Genomic DNA, 15,951 nt, shown 5'->3' with positions numbered 1-15,951 from the left:
GGCAGGTCTGTCAGGTTCGGGCTGCGTGTGGCAAGCGCAAGGCTACCGGTTGTCATATTCGCTGCGGACCAGTTCCAGGCCGCGTTTGGTAATGCGGTAGGGTTGGCCATTGCAGGACTTGATGGCCTTCCTGGCCTTGAGCTTTTTAAACAAGAGCATGGTGCAATCGCTCATCAACCAGCCTTCGCGGTTGAACATTTCCAGGCCGGTGGTTTTGCCCGCCTGATTGCGGATGAGCGCAATGCGGCCACCCTGCGCGAGGGCATGCAGCACCCGCTGTTCACTTCTTGAGATATCCATAGAACGTCTGTCGCCATAGGGCGCGGGCCAGGACCCGCGAACAAACACGATCAACGGCCGGCATCGCGCTCGGCGGTTGACTGGTTCATTGTGCCTCGTCGCATTTGGACGAGGCTTCAGGCGGTCTCAGACTGACTAGACATTTGCGTGTGATAGCCAATTGCCGGGAATTTGCGCAAGGGGGGCGGTTGAAATCACCGGCGGGGCGGTGCAAACCTGCAACAAGTCCCAATCGCACTGGAATCTGCCGTGACCGCTCAGAACGCCCCCGCCGACTGCCAATCCAAGGACGACGTCCGTGCCGAAATCGACCGGATCGACAGTCTGCTGCTCAACCTGTTTGCCGAGCGGCATCAGTATGTGACGCGGATGGCCGAGATCAAGACCGATCCACACGAGGCACATGACCCGGTTCGCATCGAAGCGGTGATTGCCAAGATCAGGCAACGCAGTTTGGCCCTTGATCTTGACGAGGATCAGGCCGAACTTGTGTGGCGGACCCTGATCGACTGGAACATCAATTACGAGAAGGGCATTATTGCGGCGCGGCGCCGCAGATAACGGAGGCCACCATGCCAGGCATCACCATTCGCAAGGCCGAAGGCGCCGATGCCCGGCGACTGGCCGAGATAGCCTACCGTGCCTGGGAAAACGGCATTTTCCCGCTGCTGACGGCGCGACCGGGGCTGCGTGACGCCGAGCGGTATCGGCTCTCACAAGTGGTCGCCGAGACGCTCAGCAGGATCATTGTTGCCGAGGTCGATGGCATTGTCGTGGGCTGGTGTTCGCGCGCGGCGCGACGGGCCTATATTCCCTACCTGTTCGTGACGCCGGAACTACAGCGCAATGGGATCGGTTCGATGTTGTTGCGGCGGATGGAGTCGATGCTGGAACTCGGCGGCGCCGAGCGGGTGTATCTGGAAACGCCCGCCGACAATGTGCCCGCAGTGCAGTTCTATGAGAAGCAGGGTTATCGCATCCTGGCATTGCGACCTGACGGGCGCGGCATGCCGCAACCCTTCATGAGTGTGCATCTGGAAAAGCGCCTCATGCCGTTCGACGGCGATATCGGCCACGAGGACTAGCTTGCCAGACTGGCTTTTGCGCGCGCCTGCCCCTTCCGAGGCCGAGACGCTTGGCAGGATCGGATTTGACGCCTGGGAACTCAGTGCCTTTGGTGACGATGATCAGGGCCGGGCTGACCGGACTGCGCTCCTGGAGGAGTTCGTTGCCTTTTGCCGAGATCAACGTGACACCATGCTGATAGCCGAGCTCGACGGCAAACCGGCTGGATGGGGCGCGCGCGAATATCTGAACGAGGTGGTTTCAGACCTGTGGGTGGCCCCATGGGCGCAGAAACGTGGTGTTGGCGCGGCCTTGCTAGAAGCGCTGGAAATCGCTATCGCCAAGGGAGGTTTTGCGCATGCTGAACTTGAAACCTACGCTGGCAATGTTGGCGCGGTAAGGTTTTACATGCGACAGGGATATACCCCAATTTGGCGAGGCATGAAGCACTCGCCAAGCTTGAACTATGCGCTGGACAAGGTGCGGCTCAGAAAGCCATTGCTGCAAGCAGTGCAGACGTAAACAGGATGCTCAATTGACTCTCATCGACACGCGCACACCCAACCCGAAAAGCTTCATCGCCGGATCGACCGGTGACTGGGAAGTCGTCATTGGCATGGAAGTGCACGCGCAAGTGACTTCCGAGAGCAAGTTGTTCTCGGGTTCATCAACCGCGTTTGGCAACCCGCCCAATGCCAATGTGTCATTTGTGGATGCGGCCATGCCCGGCATGCTGCCCACTATCAACGCGGAATGCGTGCGCCAGGCCGTGCGCACCGGCCTGGGCCTGAAGGCCCAGATCAACAAGCGCAGCGTGTTTGACCGCAAGAACTATTTTTATCCCGATCTGCCGCAGGGCTATCAGATTTCCCAGTTCAAGGACCCGATTGTCGGCGAAGGCGCCGTTCAGCTCGATATGGTTGATGGCAGTATCGAGATCGGCATTGAGCGGCTGCATCTGGAGCAGGATGCCGGCAAGTCGATCCATGACCAGCATCCCAATATGAGCTTTGTGGATCTCAACCGCTCGGGTGTGGCGCTGATGGAAATCGTCAGCAAGCCAGATCTGCGCTCGTCCGAGGAAGCCAAGGAATATCTGGCCAAGCTGCGCAGCATTCTGCGCTATCTGGGCACTTGCGACGGCAATATGGAGCAGGGCTCAATGCGCGCCGACGTCAATGTCTCGGTGCGCCGGCCCGGTGGCGAATTCGGCACGCGGTGCGAGATCAAGAATGTGAACTCGATCCGCTTCGCCGGTCAGGCGATTGAATTTGAGGCACGGCGTCAGATCGATATTCTCGAAGATGGTGGCATCATCGATCAGGAAACCCGACTGTATGATCCCAAGGCTGGCGAGACGCGGTCAATGCGCTCCAAGGAAGAGGCACATGATTATCGCTACTTCCCCGACCCCGATCTGCTGCCGCTCGAATTCGATGATGCCTTCGTGGCCGAACTGGCCGAGGGCCTGCCCGAACTGCCGGACGAAAAGAAGGCCCGGTTCATCAGCGATTTTGGCGTGACGCCCTATGACGCCATGGTGCTGACGCTGGATCGTGAAACCGCGGACTATTTTGAGGCTGTGGTGGCGTTCGGTGGTACCAAGCGCGACGGCAAGGCCGTGGCCAATATGCTCAATGCCGATGTTGCCGCCTTTGCCAATAGTCAGGGGCTGGCGATCTGGGAGACCCATCTGCAGCCCGGTCAGGTGGCCGGAATCGTGGATCTTGTGGCCGCAGGGACGATTTCGTCCAAGGGCGCCAAGGACTTGCTGCAGATCATCATTGCCGAGGAGCCCGAGGGTGATCCGGCCGAGATCGTCGAGCGGCGCGGCATGAAGCAGATGACCGATATGGGCGCCATCGAAGCCATTGTCGACGAGATCATCGCCGCCAACCCCGATCAGGTCGCCAAGGTACTGGCAAAGCCGTCAATGATTGGCTGGTTCGTCGGCCAGGCGATGAAGGCTTCGGGCGGCACGGCCAATCCGCAGGTACTGAACGCGCTGATGAAAAAGAAGCTCGGGCTTGAGTGATCCCACACGGCGTCGGTATCGCCGTCAAACTTGAGCTGAGATGATCAAGAAGCAGCAACGGCGCCGTTAGGCGCCGTTTTTTTTGATACTAGCTCCAGTTTTTGATACTAACTCCAGGTCGGCGGCTGGTCGTCGCCCGGAATGGGGTCAGGCTGGCCGGGCGTGGGATCTTCCACCGGCTGAGGTGTATCGGGCAGTTCCTCGGGATGGGGTGGCACGGGATCAACCGGCTGCGGCGGCGCGGGCTCGGGCTGGGGAATGATCTCGGGCGGAGCTACGGGATCGATATCGGGGCGGGGTTCGTTGATCGGCTGAGACATGGGGCGCTCCTTTGGTTGGAGGAACGTCCCAGCGCAGTTGTCGTTCCCCGTCAGGCCGCGACGCGACGCCACAGCCTGCCAATGCGGCCATCGATCAGCAGCAGCCCGGTGAAGATCACCAGCATGCCCAGAATCTGGATTGGCAGGACCGTCTCTCGCAGGATGGTAACGCCCAGTATCACTGCCGAAATCGGGGCGATGAAGGTGGTTGTGGCGAAATTGGTCGCACCGACACGCGGCAGAATGCGATACATGACCTGGAAAGTGAAAGCGGTCGACATCAGCCCGATGGCCAGCGCCGCCATCCAGGATTCAGCCCGCACCATGATCGGTGTGCCCTCGGTAACAAAGGCGATCGGGATGGCAATGATGGCCGCGCCGGTCAGCGCGACAGAGGCCAGCGCGGTAGGCTCTATGGCCTTGAAGCTGCGGGTGATGTTGAGCGAGAGCGCATAGCACAGCGTGGCGAGCAGGCAGGCGCCGATGGCCCAGAGCCGGGAATCGCCCCCGCTGCTCAGCGCCGGCCATGCCAGAATGAAGGCGCCAGCAAAGCCGACGACGACGCCGGCAATCTTGATGCGCGAGGCCTTTTCGCCGCCGCGCCAGAAATGGCTGACAATGACGGTCACCAGTGGCGTCAGGGCGTTGATGATGGCGGCGACGCCGCTGGCCAGATTGGCCTGGGCCAGCGGGAACAGCGCGAAGGGAATGGCATAGGCCAGCACGCCCAGCCCGCCCAGCTTGAGCCACAGCACCGGATCGCGGGGAATGGGTTTGCGCAGCGCCACCATGACGGCCCAGCAGCCCAGCGCGCCGATACCGACGCGCAAGGAGGTGACCCAGAGCGGACCGATTTCGCGGATCAGCACGGCGTTGAAGATGAACGAGCAGCCCCAGATGGCGCCGAGCAGAATAATCCAGAACCAGTCACGACGAACCATTGATTCCTCCCTAGGTTGCGCACGCTATGCCTGTGCGGATCCAAGGTCGAACCGATTTTGACAATAGGAGGGATCAATACTGGTGATGGCTGGACGCATCAATGTCTGCAGCGTTAGCCTGTCCTGATGAGTGGACGCTACAGGAGGCACACCGTGGTGAGAAAGGGCACACAGAAGGCAGCGGCGGAGCCGGTCTTGCTGTCCGGCGGCAATCCGCAGATTGCCAAGGGCGATGGCGATGGGCCCGTTCAGGCCTATATCGCGGCCATGCCGGGATGGAAGCGCGGCGTGGGTGAGCGGCTGGACGCGCTGATCGTGGCGGCGCTGCCCGATGTCGCCAAGGCGGTGAAGTGGAACTCGCCGTTTTATGGCGTGCCGGGGCAGGGGTATTTTCTCGGCCTTCACTGTTTGACCAATTACATCAAGATTGCCTTCTTTCAGGGCGCCGCGCTGACGCCCGAGCCGCCGGTGGGGTCCAAGGACCCCGACACGCGCTATCTGCATATCGGCGCCGACGGGGCGTTCGACGAAGCTCGGTTTACCGACTGGGTGCGGCAGGCGGCCGCGCTGCCCGGCTATCTGGCGCCCGAGGCCCAGGAGGCCGCCACGCTCAAGAAGAACGTCAAGAAGAGCGGCTGAAGTCAGGCGCGGACAGCCACCTGACCGGAGGCGAGCAAGCGCAGGGCTTCGGGGTAGATACGGTGTTCCGCGACGAGCACGCGCTCGGCCAGGGTGTCCGGTGTATCACCGGGCAGTACGGGCACTTCGGCCTGCAGGATTGGGGCGCCTTCATCCAGACCCGGCGTGACGAAATGGACGGTGCAGCCATGGGTGGTGGCGCCATCGGCCAGGGCGCGCGCATGGGTGTCGAGGCCCTTGTAGTGCGGCAACAGGGAGGGATGGATGTTGATCAGCCGGCCGGCCCAGTGGTTGACGAAATCCTCGCCCAGAATGCGCATGAAGCCCGCCAGGCAGACGATGTCGACATGCCAGCCCTCCAGCGTCTGGGTCATGACGTCTTCGAACATCTCCCTATTGGGAAATTTGCTCTGCGCCAGCGAGGCCGTTGCGATGCCGTGCTCGGCGGCGGTCACCAGGCCCGGCGCGGCGGCGCGGTTGGACAGCACGCCGACGATCTCGGCAGGATAGTCGGGTGCCTTGGCGGCCTCAATCAGAGCCGACATGTTCGAGCCCCGGCCAGAGATCAGGATGGCGACGCGTCTGCGGCTCACAGCGCCAGCGTGCCAGCGAAGGTTACGGCTTCGCCGCTGCGCGCGGTGAGAGTGCCGACCACGGCGGCGATTTCGCCGGCAGCGTTGAGGTGCTCGACCAGCCGTTCGGCATCGTCGGGAGCGACCGCCACCAGCATGCCGACGCCGCAATTGAAGGTGCGCAGCATTTCATGCTGATCAACGCCACCGACTCGGCTCAGCCAGCCAAATACCTTGGGCACGGTGACGGCATTGAGATCGACATGGGCGGCCAGATGATCGGGCAGTACGCGCGGGATATTGTCGATGAACCCGCCGCCGGTGATGTGGGCCAGCGCCTTGATGGCAAGCCGGGCCTTGAGCGCGGCCAGAAGCGGCTTCACATAGATCCGGGTGGGCGTGAGCAGGGCTTCCGAGAGCTGGGTGCCGGGCGCGAAGGGAGCGTCGGCGGTCCAGTCGAGGCCCGACAGTCCGACAATCTTGCGAACCAGCGAATAGCCGTTGGAATGCACGCCCGAGGAAGCGATAGCCACCAGAGTATCGCCAGCAGCGATATCGGGGCGCGGCAATAGCGTGCCGCGTTCGGCGGCGCCGACGGCAAAGCCGGCCAGATCATAATCCTTGCCAGCATACATGCCGGGCATCTCAGCGGTTTCCCCGCCAATCAGCGCGCAGCCCGCGAGGCGACAACCTTGGGCAATGCCCTCGACAATGGCAGTACCCTGTTCGACATCGAGCTTCCCGGTGGCGAAATAATCGAGAAAGAACAGCGGCTCGGCGCCCTGGACGATGATGTCGTTGACGCACATCGCCACCAGGTCCTGCCCGATGGTGGCATGATTGCCGGTCTCGATGGCAATTTTCAGCTTGGTGCCGACCCCGTCATTGGCCGCCACCAGCACCGGATCGACAAAGCCGGCCGCCTTGAGATCGAACAAGCCGCCAAAGCCGCCAATCTCTCCATCCGCACCGGGACGGCGGGTCGAGCGCACTGCCGGCTTGATGGCTTCCACCAGCGCATTGCCTGCATCGATGTCGACGCCGGCCTGCTTGTATGAAAGGCCGTTTGATGTCAGGTTTTGCTTGTCAGACATGGGCCTCGGACCTCAATGGGGAAAGCGTGCGTAATGCCGTCACCGGTCGACCAAGGCAGTTGCCAATTCCGGAGCCGGAAGTTAGACGGCCTGATAGCTTCTCCACCACAGCGACGCAAGGGCTGCACGACACCATGACCCTCAGAAATCAAGTGCTGATCTGGATCGCGTTTCTTGTGGTGCTGGTGTTGTTGCTCTGGCTGTTCCGCGGCATTCTGTTGCCGTTCGTCGTCGGCGCGGCGCTGGCCTATCTGCTGAACCCTTTGGTCAACACCTTGCAGCGTTGGCACTTCAATCGGGGTTGGGCCACTGCGGTGGTGCTGTTCAGCGTCATCACCATTTTTGTCGGCATGTTCCTGGTGTTCCTGCCCATGGTGGGCCAGCAGATCATCGGGCTGCTGCAGCGCCTGCCGCGCTATGTGTCGGATTTGCAGGAACTGATCACCGAGTGGTCGCCATCCGTCAATGAATGGCTCGGGCCCGAGCGGGCAGCGCAGTTCCAGACCTCGATCAACGATCTGGCGGGGCAGGCGCTCGGTTTTATCGCCACATTGCCGGCCGAACTGGTCAATATCGGCTATACCGGGGCGGCGGTGATCGGGGTGACGTTGCTGACCCCGGTGGTGGCGTTTTATCTGCTGCTGGACTGGGAAGGCATGGTGCGCGGCCTGCAAGGCCTGTTGCCACGCGAGCACAAGCCGGAAATCAACCGCATTCTGGACGACATCGATAAATCGATGGCAGGCGTTATCCGCGGGCAGGGCGGTGTGCTGCTCATTGACGCCGCCTATTATGCAACGGCGCTGAGCCTGCTGGGGCTCAATTTCGGCTTGGCTGTCGGATTGATCAGCGGCCTGCTGAGCTTTGTGCCTTTCATGGGTTTTGCCGTGGGGTTCGCGCTGTCGATCGGTATTGCGCTGGTACAGTTCTGGCCCAATTACTGGATGGTCGTGGCCGTCGCCGCGATCTTCATGGGCTGGCAGTTTGTCGAGGGCAACATTTTGTATCCGAAGCTGGTTGGCTCCAGCATCAATATCAATCCGGTCTGGCTGATGTTCGCGCTGTTGGCATTTGGCGCGCTGTTCGGCTTTGTGGGGCTGCTGCTGGCCGTGCCATTGGCGGCGATTGTCGGTGTGCTGGTGCGCTATGGGGTAGCCAAGTACAAGTCGAGCAGCCTGTATCTGGGGTTAAATGGCAATGCGCTGCTGACGGGGCGGCATGGTGAAACCGATGACGTCGCCCGTGCTCCCTGAGGACGCCAACACCACACGACAGCTCGCGCTTGAACTCGAACACGTTCCAGCCCAGGGCGAGGCCGATTTTCTGGTGGGTGATGGCAATGCGCTGGCGCATGGCCGGATCATGGCGTTTCCGCAATGGTCCGAGCCGGTAACACTGCTGGTGGGCCCCGCCAAATCGGGCAAATCGCATCTGGCACGCATCTTTGCCGATCGCAGCAGCGCCCGATTTGCCGGGGTTAATGAGCTGGAGGCGCTGGCCACCCAGGGGGGGCGCGGCCCGCTCATCGTCGAGGATGTTGACCAGCTCGGCTATGATGAAGTGGGGTTGTTCCATCTGCTGAACCAGTCGCTGCGCGAGCAAAGGCCGATCCTGATGACGGCGCGTGACGAGATTGCGAATTGGTCGCTGAGCACCGATGATGTGCGCTCGCGGGTCCGGCGGGCCACGGCGTTTACGCTCGAACTGACCGACGACATCCAATTGTCACAGATGCTGGTGAAACTGTTCCGGGACCGCCAGGTCACGGTTGATCCCAAGATCATCTTTTATCTGGTGGCGCGCATGGAGCGCTCCAGCGAAGAAGCCGTGCTTCTTGCCGATTTGATGGATAGGCTGGCGCTGGCCAAGGGCAGCGCCGTTACCCGTGCGATTGCTGCCGAAGCACTCGATCGCCGCCGCATCCAGCGCGGCGCATCGGGCGATGAACAGGACTGGGATAGACAAGCCGATGAATGAGATGAGCGATTTTTCTGAGAACGACAGTTCGATCCCCGACTCTGAAGCGCTGCGCACCAGCCCGGCCCGGTTCGTCAACCGCGAGGTCAGCTGGCTGCAATTTAACATGCGCGTGCTCGAAGAGGCGGGCAATGTGCATCATCCCTTGCTGGAGCGGCTGCGGTTCGTGTCGATCTCGGCGAACAATCTCGATGAGTTCTTCATGGTGCGTGTGGCGGGCCTGAAAGGCCAGCTGCGGGCGGGGCTGTCCAAGCAAAGCGCCGATGGCCTGACGCCAGCCGAGCAGCTCGAGGAAATTGCCACGCTGGCGCAGCATTTGCAGCTTGAGCAACAGGACCATTGGCAGGAACTGCGCGAGGAATTGTTCGCGCAGAACGTGGTGATCCACGAGCAGGACGATTTGACACCTGACCAGGTGAGCTATCTGCAAAAGCTGTTCCGTGAAGAGATTTTTCCGGTGCTGACGCCGATTGCGGTCGATCCGGCGCATCCATTCCCGTTCATCCCCAATCTTGGTCTGGCACTGGCCTTTGAGCTGAAGCGGCCGGATAGCGACCAGCCATTGACGGCGCTGGTGCGTATTCCGGGCAATCTGGATCGCTTCATCAACCTGCCCAGCTCTCTGGTGTCGGAAGGACGCAGCGAAGTGGTGACCATCGATACGCTGGTCAAGCTGTTCTTCCACAAGATGTTTCCCGGCCACCTCGTGGTCGGTTCGGGCGCCTTCCGCGTCATTCGTGACAGCGAAATCGAAATCGACGACGAAGCGGCCGACCTGGTGGTGGAGTTTGAGAGCGCGCTGCGCCAGCGCCGACGCGGCCAGGTGATCCGGCTGGAAATCGAACAATCGATGCCCCGCGCGCTCAAGCGCCAGATTGGTGAACAGATGGGCGTCAAGGACGCCGATGTGTTTGAGGTACAGGGGTTTCTGGGCCTCGCCGATGCCAGCAAAGTCTGCGATGTCGATCGTCCCGACCTCAAGTTCACGCCCTATCACGCCCGGTTCCCTGAACGGATCCGTGACTATAATGGCGACAGCTTCGCCGCCATACGCGCCAAAGACATCCTGGTGCACCATCCGTTCGAGAGCTTTGACGTGGTGGCGCAGTTCCTGATGCAGGCGGCGCGCGACCCCGACGTGGTGGCGATCAAGCAGACGCTGTATCGCACCTCGGCGGACAGCCCGATCATCAAGGCGCTGGTGCTGGCGGCCGAAGCGGGCAAGTCGGTGACCTGTCTGGTGGAACTCAAGGCCCGCTTCGACGAAGAGGCCAATATCCGCTGGGCGCGCGATCTGGAGCGGGCCGGGGCGCAGGTCGTATTCGGTTTCATCGAGCTCAAGACGCACGCCAAGCTGAGCCAGGTGGTGCGGCGCGAAAAGGGCAAGCTGGTGAGTTATTGCCATATCGGCACCGGCAATTATCACCCGATTACCGCCAAGATTTATACCGATCTGAGCTATTTCACCATCGATCCGGCGATTACCCGCGACGTGGCGCGGGTGTTCAATTTCATCACCGGTTATGCGCGCCCCACCGAGCTGGAAACCATCGCGGTTTCGCCGGTCAATCTACGCCAGCGCCTGCTGGACGATATCGATCACGAGATCGAACTGGCTCGCAATGGCCAGCCGGCCGGCATTCTGCTGAAAATGAACTCGCTGGTGGATCCGCTGATCATCGATTCGCTGTATGACGCCAGCCAGGCTGGGGTCAAAGTTGATCTGATCGTGCGCGGCATCTGCTGTCTGCGGCCCGGAATTCCCGGGTTCTCCGATAATATCCGGGTTAAATCGATTGTCGGCAGGTTCCTGGAGCACAGCCGCATCTATTGCTTCGGCAATGGCGAGGCGATGCCCAACCCGCGGGCCAAGGTGTATATTTCCTCGGCTGATCTGATGGGGCGCAACCTTGACGGGCGGGTCGAGGTCATGGTGCCCATTCTCAACAACACCGTCCATAAGCAGATCCTCGACAGGATTCTGGTTGCCTATCTGCGTGACAACCAGCAGAGCTGGGAAGTGCTGCCCGATGGCAGTTCGCACCGCGTGCGCGTGGGTGACGGTGAAGAGCCGTTCAATGCCCATGACTACTTCATGACCAATCCCTCGCTGTCGGGACGCGGCAGTGCCGGCATGGTCGAGCCAGACGAGGACTAGGTGTGAACAAGTTCTGGGGTGTTGACGCCGACCCGACCGCACAAGGCCGCATCAAGGGCGCCGAGCCCGTAGCCGTGCTCGATATCGGTTCGAACTCCGTTCGTCTGGTGGTCTATGAGCGGCATGCTCGTGCCCTGACGCCGCTTTACAACGAGAAGTCGGCCTGCGCCCTCGGGCGCGGCGTGGGCAAGACCGGTCGCCTCGCCGAGGCCAACATGGCCAAAGCGCTCAAGGCGATCAAGCGCTTTGCGCTGGTGTGCCGATTGATGCGGGTGGGCAAGACTTTCATCCTGGCGACCTCGGCGGTGCGTGACGCGGCCAATCGCGAGGCGTTCGTTGGCGCTGTTGAAGCGCTGATGGACTGCAAGGTTCAGGTGCTGAGCGGTGCGCGGGAGGCGCATTACGCTGCGCTTGGTGCGGTTGCCGGCATGCCTGGCTTCAGTGGCATAGTGGGCGATCTGGGTGGGGGAAGCCTCGAGACCTCCCGCATTGTCGACGGCCGCGACACAGACGGAAAATCGTTCGAGCTCGGCGTCATTCGACTGCAGGATGACAGCAATGGCTCGCCCAGCGAGGTCAGTGCCATTATCCGCGAGCGGCTGCAGGGTGCCGAGTTGGGCCAGTCAAGCGCAGGAGAATCGTTCGCTGCCATTGGCGGGACCTGGCGCGCATTGGCCAAGCTGCATCAGGTCATGCGGAAATATCCGCTGCACATGGTGCAGCATTACGTGGTGCCGGCTGATGAGATGATTGCCTTTTGCGATGAAATCATCGGGGCGAGTTCACGTAAGGCTTATGGCGGGGCCGATCGGGTCAGCTCGTCACGGCGCGAACTGGTGCCGCTTGGCGCCGCCGTACTGGCCGAAGTGCTCAAGGCCGGCCAGTTCAAGGATGTGGTGTTCTCGGCCCTGGGCGTGCGTGAAGGCTATCTCTACGGCAAGCTGGATGCGCAGGAGCAGGCGATCGACCCGCTGATTCAAGGTGCCGAGGAGCTCTCGGTGCTGCGGTCGCGCTCGCCCGCCCATGCCAACGATCTGATCGCCTTCTCCGCTCAGTTGCTGGCTGTGACCGGCGTGCAGGAAACGTCCGAAGAGGCGCGCTTGCGGACGGTCGCGTGCCTATTGGCTGATATTGGTTGGCGGGCGCACCCCGATTATCGCGGTTCCCAGAGCATTGACGCGGTGGCCTATGGCTCGCTGAGCGGCATGGACCATCCCGGGCGGGCATTTCTGGCGCAGGTCATTGCCATTCGCTATGACGGACTCAAGAGCAAGACTGCGTCATCGCTGGTGGCGCTCGGCAATGCGGCACTGACCGAGCGCGCGCGCCTGATTGGTAGCCTGTTCCGCGTGGCCTATCCGATTACCGCCGCAATGCCGGGGATTTTGCCGCGCATTCGTTGCGTCGTCGATGATGCCCGTCTGTTGCTGATTTTGCCGAATGACCTGGCGTTTCTGGATGGCGAGCACCTGCAAAACCGGTTCGCGACCTTTGCCAGTGTCGCCGGCTTCAAAACCGCCCAGGTGCGGGTGCAGTAGCCCGATTATTCGGCCGCTGCCGTCGCGTCTTCTGGCTTGATCTCGAATTCGACGATGCCCTTGCGCGTGGCCACCAGCCCGATGCGGCCATGTTTTATGGCCAGGGCCTTCTCGCCAAACAACTTGCGGCGCCAGCCCCTGAGCGCGGGGACATCAGCCTCATCATCAAGCACCAGGGCGTCGATCTCGTCTGACGTGGCGATAATGCGCGCGGCAACGCCGTGCTGTTCGGCGACCGATTTGAGCAACACGCGGACCAGATCGCCGACGGCACCCTTGGGCGATGGACCGCGGTAGCGTTCGGGCAAGATCGGCAGGTCCGCCTTGGGAATGGCCTCGACGTCCTTGAGCAGGGCGACGATATCGGCGGCGACAGAACTGCGGCCAAAGCCGCGCGGCACGGCGCGAAGCTGCTCAAAGGCTTCAGAAGTCAGCGGCCTTTGCATGGCCAGTTCGAACAATACGTCATCCTTGAGCACGCGGCTGCGCGGCTGGTCGGTAGCCTGCGCGCGCTGCTCGCGCCAGGCCGCCAGCCGTTTGAGGGCGGCAAGGTCACGCGGGCGGTTGATCTTCATCTTCAGGCGTTCCCAGGCCTGCTCGGGCTGGACCACATAGGTGTCGACGCTGCGCAGGACGCTCATCTCGTCCTCAACCCAGCCGCCCCGCTTGGTCGCGGCAACCTGCTTGCGCAGTTCGCGATAGATGTCGCGTAGATGGGTGACGTCGGCGGCGGCGTAGAGGCGCTGCTTCTCCGACAGCGGGCGAACTGACCAATCGGTAAAGCGGCTCGACTTGTCGAGTTCTACACCGGTAATGGAGCGCACCAGGTTGTCGTAGGACACACTGTCGCCAAAGCCACAAACACTGGCGGCCACTTGCGTGTCAAAAATATTGGCGGGAACACTGCCGGTGGCTTTGACAAAGATTTCAATATCCTGCCGGGCAGCGTGGAAGACTTTGGTGATGTCCTGGTTGGCCAACAGGGCGTAGAACGGGTCCAGATCGAAACCGACAGCCAACGGGTCAATCAACACCGCCTCGTCATCGGTGGCGACCTGAACCAGGCAGAGTTTGGGCCAGTAGGTGGTTTCCCTCAGGAACTCGGTATCGACCGTCACGAAATCAAACTTGGCAGCGCGCTCGCAAAAGGCTGCGAGCACATCTGTGGAAACTATGAGGTCCATGCGAGCGTCCGTCTTAAATTAGTCAATATTGTTAGTAGCAGGTGCGGCAGGTGCACTCCATACCGGATTTGCCGCGCGGCGTGACCGGATTTGCCGTGCGGCACGCAGGGCTTGGCGCGCGGCGGTGCCGATCAGGCCGCCCAACTCCCGATCAACTTGACAATCGGGGGCTCTCATGCGCTTTTCCGCCCAAGATTCCGGTCTTTTTTGCAGGCTTTATCACATGACGTCACATCGTTACCGCTCGCACACTTGCGGGGCCCTGACAGCTGCGGACGCGGGTAAAACCGTCCGGTTGAGCGGATGGGCCCACCGTATCCGCGACCATGGCGGACTGCTGTTTATCGACCTGCGCGACCATTACGGGCTGACTCAGGCCGTGGTTGACCCCGATTCGCCGGCCTTTGCCGCCGCCGAACAGGTGCGTTCGGAATGGGTCATCCGCATTGACGGCGAGGTCAAGTTGCGCGACGCCGCCGCGGTGAACCCCAATCTGCCCACAGGCACCATTGAAGTGTTCATCCGCGAGATCGAAGTGCTCTCGGCTGCCAAGGAATTGCCGCTGCCGGTGTTCGGCGATCAGGAATATCCCGAGGATGTGCGCCTGACCTATCGCTTCGTCGACCTGCGCCGGGAAAAGCTGCACGCCAACATCGTCAAGCGCACCAAGGTTATCAGCTCGATGCGCAACCGCATGGGTGAGGCCGGCTTTGGTGAGTATTCGACCCCCATCCTGACCGCCTCCTCGCCGGAAGGTGCGCGTGACTTTCTGGTGCCCAGCCGCATTCATCCCGGCAAGTTCTTTGCCTTGCCGCAGGCACCCCAGCAGTACAAGCAATTGCTGATGGTCGCCGGCTTTGACCGTTATTTCCAGATTGCGCCATGTTTCCGCGATGAGGACCCGCGTGCTGATCGCCTGCCGGGCGAATTCTACCAGCTCGACATGGAAATGAGTTTTGTCACCCAGGAAGACGTCTGGGACACGATGACACCGATCATGACCGGCATCTTCGAAGAGTTTGCCGAGGGCAAGCGCGTGACCAAGGACTGGCCGCGTATTCCCTATGATACGGCAATCCGCAAATATGGCTCCGACAAGCCCGACCTGCGTAACCCGATCGAGATGCTGGCCGTGACCGAGCATTTTGCCGGTTCGGGCTTCAAGGTCTTTGCCGGGCAGATCGAGGCGGATCCCAAGGTGGAAGTCTGGGCGATTCCGGCCAAGAACAAGCCCGGCGCCGAGCCAATCGGCCGGGCGTTCTGTGACCGCATGAATGGCTGGGCGCAAGGCGAGGGCCAGCCCGGCCTGGGCTACATCTTCTTCAAGGACGGGCAGGGCTCGGGCCCGATTGCCAAGAATATCGGCGAAGAGCGGACGGCAGCGCTGAAGGCGCAGTTGGGCCTGGACGACGGTGATGCCGTGTTCTTCGTCGCGGGGCGCCCGGACAAGTTCTACAAGTTCGCTGGCGATGCCCGCACCAAGGTGGGTACCGACCTGGGCGTGATCGACACCGAGCAGTTCGCGCTGTGCTGGATCGTTGATTTCCCGTTCTACGAGTGGGATGAGGAAAACAAGCGGGTCGACTTTGCGCACAACCCGTTCTCGATGCCGCAGGGCGGGATCGACGCGCTGAACCACCAGGACCCGCTGACCATCAAGGCCTATCAGTATGATGCGGTCTGCAATGGCTACGAGATCGCCTCCGGTTCGATCCGTAACCAATTGCCGGACACCATGGTCAAGGCGTTCGAGCTGACCGGCAAGAGTCGCGCCGAGGTCGAGGAGCAGTTCGGCGGCCTGTATCGGGCCTTCCAGTATGGCGCGCCACCGCATGGCGGGGCAGCATTCGGGGTGGACCGGGTGGTGATGCTGCTGTGCGGCGTGCAGAATCTGCGCGAGATCACGGCATTCCCGATGAATCAGCAGGCCGAAGACCTGCTGATGGGGGCGCCGAGCCAGGCGTCGCCGTCGCAATTGCGGGAGCTGAGCATCCGGCTCAACGTGCAAGAGAAAAAATAAGCATGACGCCCAAATAGAGTTGGCGCGTCCAACATTGAGGGCGGTTCCCGGAGACGGGGACCGCCTTTTCTGGATTTGGACAGGACCCCTGCAAAGGTTGCCGGAAAT

16 protein-coding genes are annotated in these 15,951 nt (G+C 61.5%); 10 read left to right on the top strand and 6 right to left on the bottom strand.

All coding sequences use genetic code 11. From position 1 onward, the window contains the following. Positions 1–42: 42 nt before the first annotated feature. Entirely contained in the window at positions 43–300 is a 258-nt protein-coding gene (locus ABFY71_RS00405; protein ID WP_305579738.1) for a YjhX family toxin, read from the bottom strand. Positions 301–549: 249 nt separating this feature from the next. On the opposite strand from ABFY71_RS00405, the gene ABFY71_RS00400 reads away from it, so the two are divergent. Genes ABFY71_RS00400 through gatB form a run of 4 tightly spaced genes read left to right on the top strand, consistent with a single transcriptional unit; the run spans position 550 to position 3,400 of the window. Next, positions 550–861, top strand: a complete 312-nt coding sequence (locus tag ABFY71_RS00400) for a chorismate mutase (protein ID WP_305579739.1) — start codon at positions 550–552, stop codon at positions 859–861. Positions 862–872: 11 nt separating this feature from the next. Beyond that, positions 873–1,385, top strand: a complete 513-nt coding sequence (locus ABFY71_RS00395) for a GNAT family N-acetyltransferase (protein WP_347944204.1) — start codon at positions 873–875, stop codon at positions 1,383–1,385. Between the two features lies 1 nt (position 1,386). Beyond that, positions 1,387–1,887, top strand: coding sequence for a GNAT family N-acetyltransferase (locus ABFY71_RS00390; RefSeq protein ID WP_347944203.1), 501 nt, complete (start codon positions 1,387–1,389; stop codon positions 1,885–1,887). Between the two features lie 13 nt (positions 1,888–1,900). After that, a complete protein-coding gene (gatB, locus tag ABFY71_RS00385; protein WP_347944202.1) occupies positions 1,901–3,400 on the top strand; it encodes an Asp-tRNA(Asn)/Glu-tRNA(Gln) amidotransferase subunit GatB in 1,500 nt (499 codons plus the stop codon). Between the two features lie 107 nt (positions 3,401–3,507). Here the strand turns inward: gatB and ABFY71_RS00380 are convergent, their stop codons facing one another. Then, positions 3,508–3,720: a hypothetical protein gene (locus ABFY71_RS00380; protein ID WP_305579742.1), complete on the bottom strand. Its 213-nt coding sequence runs from the start codon at positions 3,718–3,720 to the stop codon at positions 3,508–3,510. A gap of 50 nt (positions 3,721–3,770) precedes the next feature. Then, positions 3,771–4,661 carry a DMT family transporter gene (locus ABFY71_RS00375; protein ID WP_347944201.1) on the bottom strand — a complete coding sequence of 297 codons (891 nt, stop codon included), beginning with the start codon at positions 4,659–4,661 and terminating at the stop codon, positions 3,771–3,773. 126 nt (positions 4,662–4,787) lie between these two features. Here ABFY71_RS00375 and ABFY71_RS00370 point away from each other — a divergent pair, with 126 nt between their 5' ends. Beyond that, positions 4,788–5,300 carry a DUF1801 domain-containing protein gene (locus tag ABFY71_RS00370; RefSeq protein WP_347944200.1) on the top strand — a complete coding sequence of 171 codons (513 nt, stop codon included), beginning with the start codon at positions 4,788–4,790 and terminating at the stop codon, positions 5,298–5,300. A 2-nt stretch (positions 5,301–5,302) separates the two neighbouring features. Here ABFY71_RS00370 and purN read toward each other — a convergent pair whose 3' ends face one another. Beyond that, positions 5,303–5,845 carry a phosphoribosylglycinamide formyltransferase gene (gene purN, locus ABFY71_RS00365; protein ID WP_431021487.1) on the bottom strand — a complete coding sequence of 181 codons (543 nt, stop codon included), beginning with the start codon at positions 5,843–5,845 and terminating at the stop codon, positions 5,303–5,305. Between the two features lie 44 nt (positions 5,846–5,889). Then, complete coding sequence (gene purM / locus ABFY71_RS00360) at positions 5,890–6,966, bottom strand: phosphoribosylformylglycinamidine cyclo-ligase (protein WP_347944198.1); 1,077 nt, start codon at positions 6,964–6,966, stop codon at positions 5,890–5,892. Between the two features lie 134 nt (positions 6,967–7,100). Here purM and ABFY71_RS00355 point away from each other — a divergent pair, with 134 nt between their 5' ends. From ABFY71_RS00355 to ABFY71_RS00340, 4 genes are read left to right on the top strand one after another with little or no spacing between them, the layout of a single operon-like run. Beyond that, positions 7,101–8,219: an AI-2E family transporter gene (locus ABFY71_RS00355; RefSeq protein ID WP_305579747.1), complete on the top strand. Its 1,119-nt coding sequence runs from the start codon at positions 7,101–7,103 to the stop codon at positions 8,217–8,219. Beyond that, positions 8,197–8,943, top strand: a complete 747-nt coding sequence (locus ABFY71_RS00350; RefSeq protein WP_347944197.1) for a P-loop NTPase family protein — start codon at positions 8,197–8,199, stop codon at positions 8,941–8,943. The genes ABFY71_RS00355 and ABFY71_RS00350 overlap by 23 nt, the downstream gene beginning before the upstream one ends. Next, a complete protein-coding gene (locus tag ABFY71_RS00345; protein ID WP_431021486.1) occupies positions 8,936–11,101 on the top strand; it encodes an RNA degradosome polyphosphate kinase in 2,166 nt (721 codons plus the stop codon). Before ABFY71_RS00350 ends, ABFY71_RS00345 begins: the two co-directional genes overlap by 8 nt. A gap of 2 nt (positions 11,102–11,103) precedes the next feature. Further along, on the top strand, positions 11,104–12,639 hold the full coding sequence (locus ABFY71_RS00340; RefSeq protein ID WP_347944195.1) for a Ppx/GppA phosphatase family protein: 1,536 nt from the start codon (positions 11,104–11,106) through the stop codon (positions 12,637–12,639). Between the two features lie 5 nt (positions 12,640–12,644). Here ABFY71_RS00340 and rnd read toward each other — a convergent pair whose 3' ends face one another. Further along, positions 12,645–13,823, bottom strand: coding sequence for a ribonuclease D (gene rnd, locus ABFY71_RS00335; RefSeq protein ID WP_347944194.1), 1,179 nt, complete (start codon positions 13,821–13,823; stop codon positions 12,645–12,647). 223 nt (positions 13,824–14,046) lie between these two features. Here rnd and aspS point away from each other — a divergent pair, with 223 nt between their 5' ends. Continuing rightward, the gene (gene aspS / locus ABFY71_RS00330; RefSeq protein ID WP_347944193.1) at positions 14,047–15,843 is read left to right on the top strand and encodes an aspartate--tRNA ligase; all 1,797 of its coding nucleotides are present in this window, start codon (positions 14,047–14,049) and stop codon (positions 15,841–15,843) included. The last annotated feature ends 108 nt before the right edge of the window (positions 15,844–15,951 follow it).

The sequence above is a fragment of the Devosia alba genome, from assembly GCF_039938915.1.
GTDB classification, from domain to species: Bacteria; Pseudomonadota; Alphaproteobacteria; order Rhizobiales; family Devosiaceae; genus Devosia; species Devosia alba.
The sequence above is the reverse complement of the archived record's forward strand: the minus strand, read 5'-3'. Positions and strand labels throughout refer to the sequence as shown.

What these genes read in the sequence shown, in the direction of transcription:
- ABFY71_RS00405 (WP_305579738.1), bottom strand. Translation starts at nt 300, where the DNA reads ATGGATATCTCAAGAAGTGAACAGCGGGTGCTGCATGCCCTCGCGCAG.
- purN (WP_431021487.1), bottom strand. Translation starts at nt 5,845, where the DNA reads ATGTCGGCTCTGATTGAGGCCGCCAAGGCACCCGACTATCCTGCCGAG.
- ABFY71_RS00395 (WP_347944204.1), top strand. Translation starts at nt 873, where the DNA reads ATGCCAGGCATCACCATTCGCAAGGCCGAAGGCGCCGATGCCCGGCGA.
- ABFY71_RS00355 (WP_305579747.1), top strand. Translation starts at nt 7,101, where the DNA reads ATGACCCTCAGAAATCAAGTGCTGATCTGGATCGCGTTTCTTGTGGTG.
- aspS (WP_347944193.1), top strand. Translation starts at nt 14,047, where the DNA reads ATGACGTCACATCGTTACCGCTCGCACACTTGCGGGGCCCTGACAGCT.
- rnd (WP_347944194.1), bottom strand. Translation starts at nt 13,823, where the DNA reads ATGGACCTCATAGTTTCCACAGATGTGCTCGCAGCCTTTTGCGAGCGC.
- ABFY71_RS00345 (WP_431021486.1), top strand. Translation starts at nt 8,936, where the DNA reads ATGAATGAGATGAGCGATTTTTCTGAGAACGACAGTTCGATCCCCGAC.
- purM (WP_347944198.1), bottom strand. Translation starts at nt 6,966, where the DNA reads ATGTCTGACAAGCAAAACCTGACATCAAACGGCCTTTCATACAAGCAG.
- ABFY71_RS00350 (WP_347944197.1), top strand. Translation starts at nt 8,197, where the DNA reads ATGACGTCGCCCGTGCTCCCTGAGGACGCCAACACCACACGACAGCTC.
- ABFY71_RS00375 (WP_347944201.1), bottom strand. Translation starts at nt 4,661, where the DNA reads ATGGTTCGTCGTGACTGGTTCTGGATTATTCTGCTCGGCGCCATCTGG.
- ABFY71_RS00370 (WP_347944200.1), top strand. Translation starts at nt 4,788, where the DNA reads ATGAGTGGACGCTACAGGAGGCACACCGTGGTGAGAAAGGGCACACAG.
- ABFY71_RS00380 (WP_305579742.1), bottom strand. Translation starts at nt 3,720, where the DNA reads ATGTCTCAGCCGATCAACGAACCCCGCCCCGATATCGATCCCGTAGCT.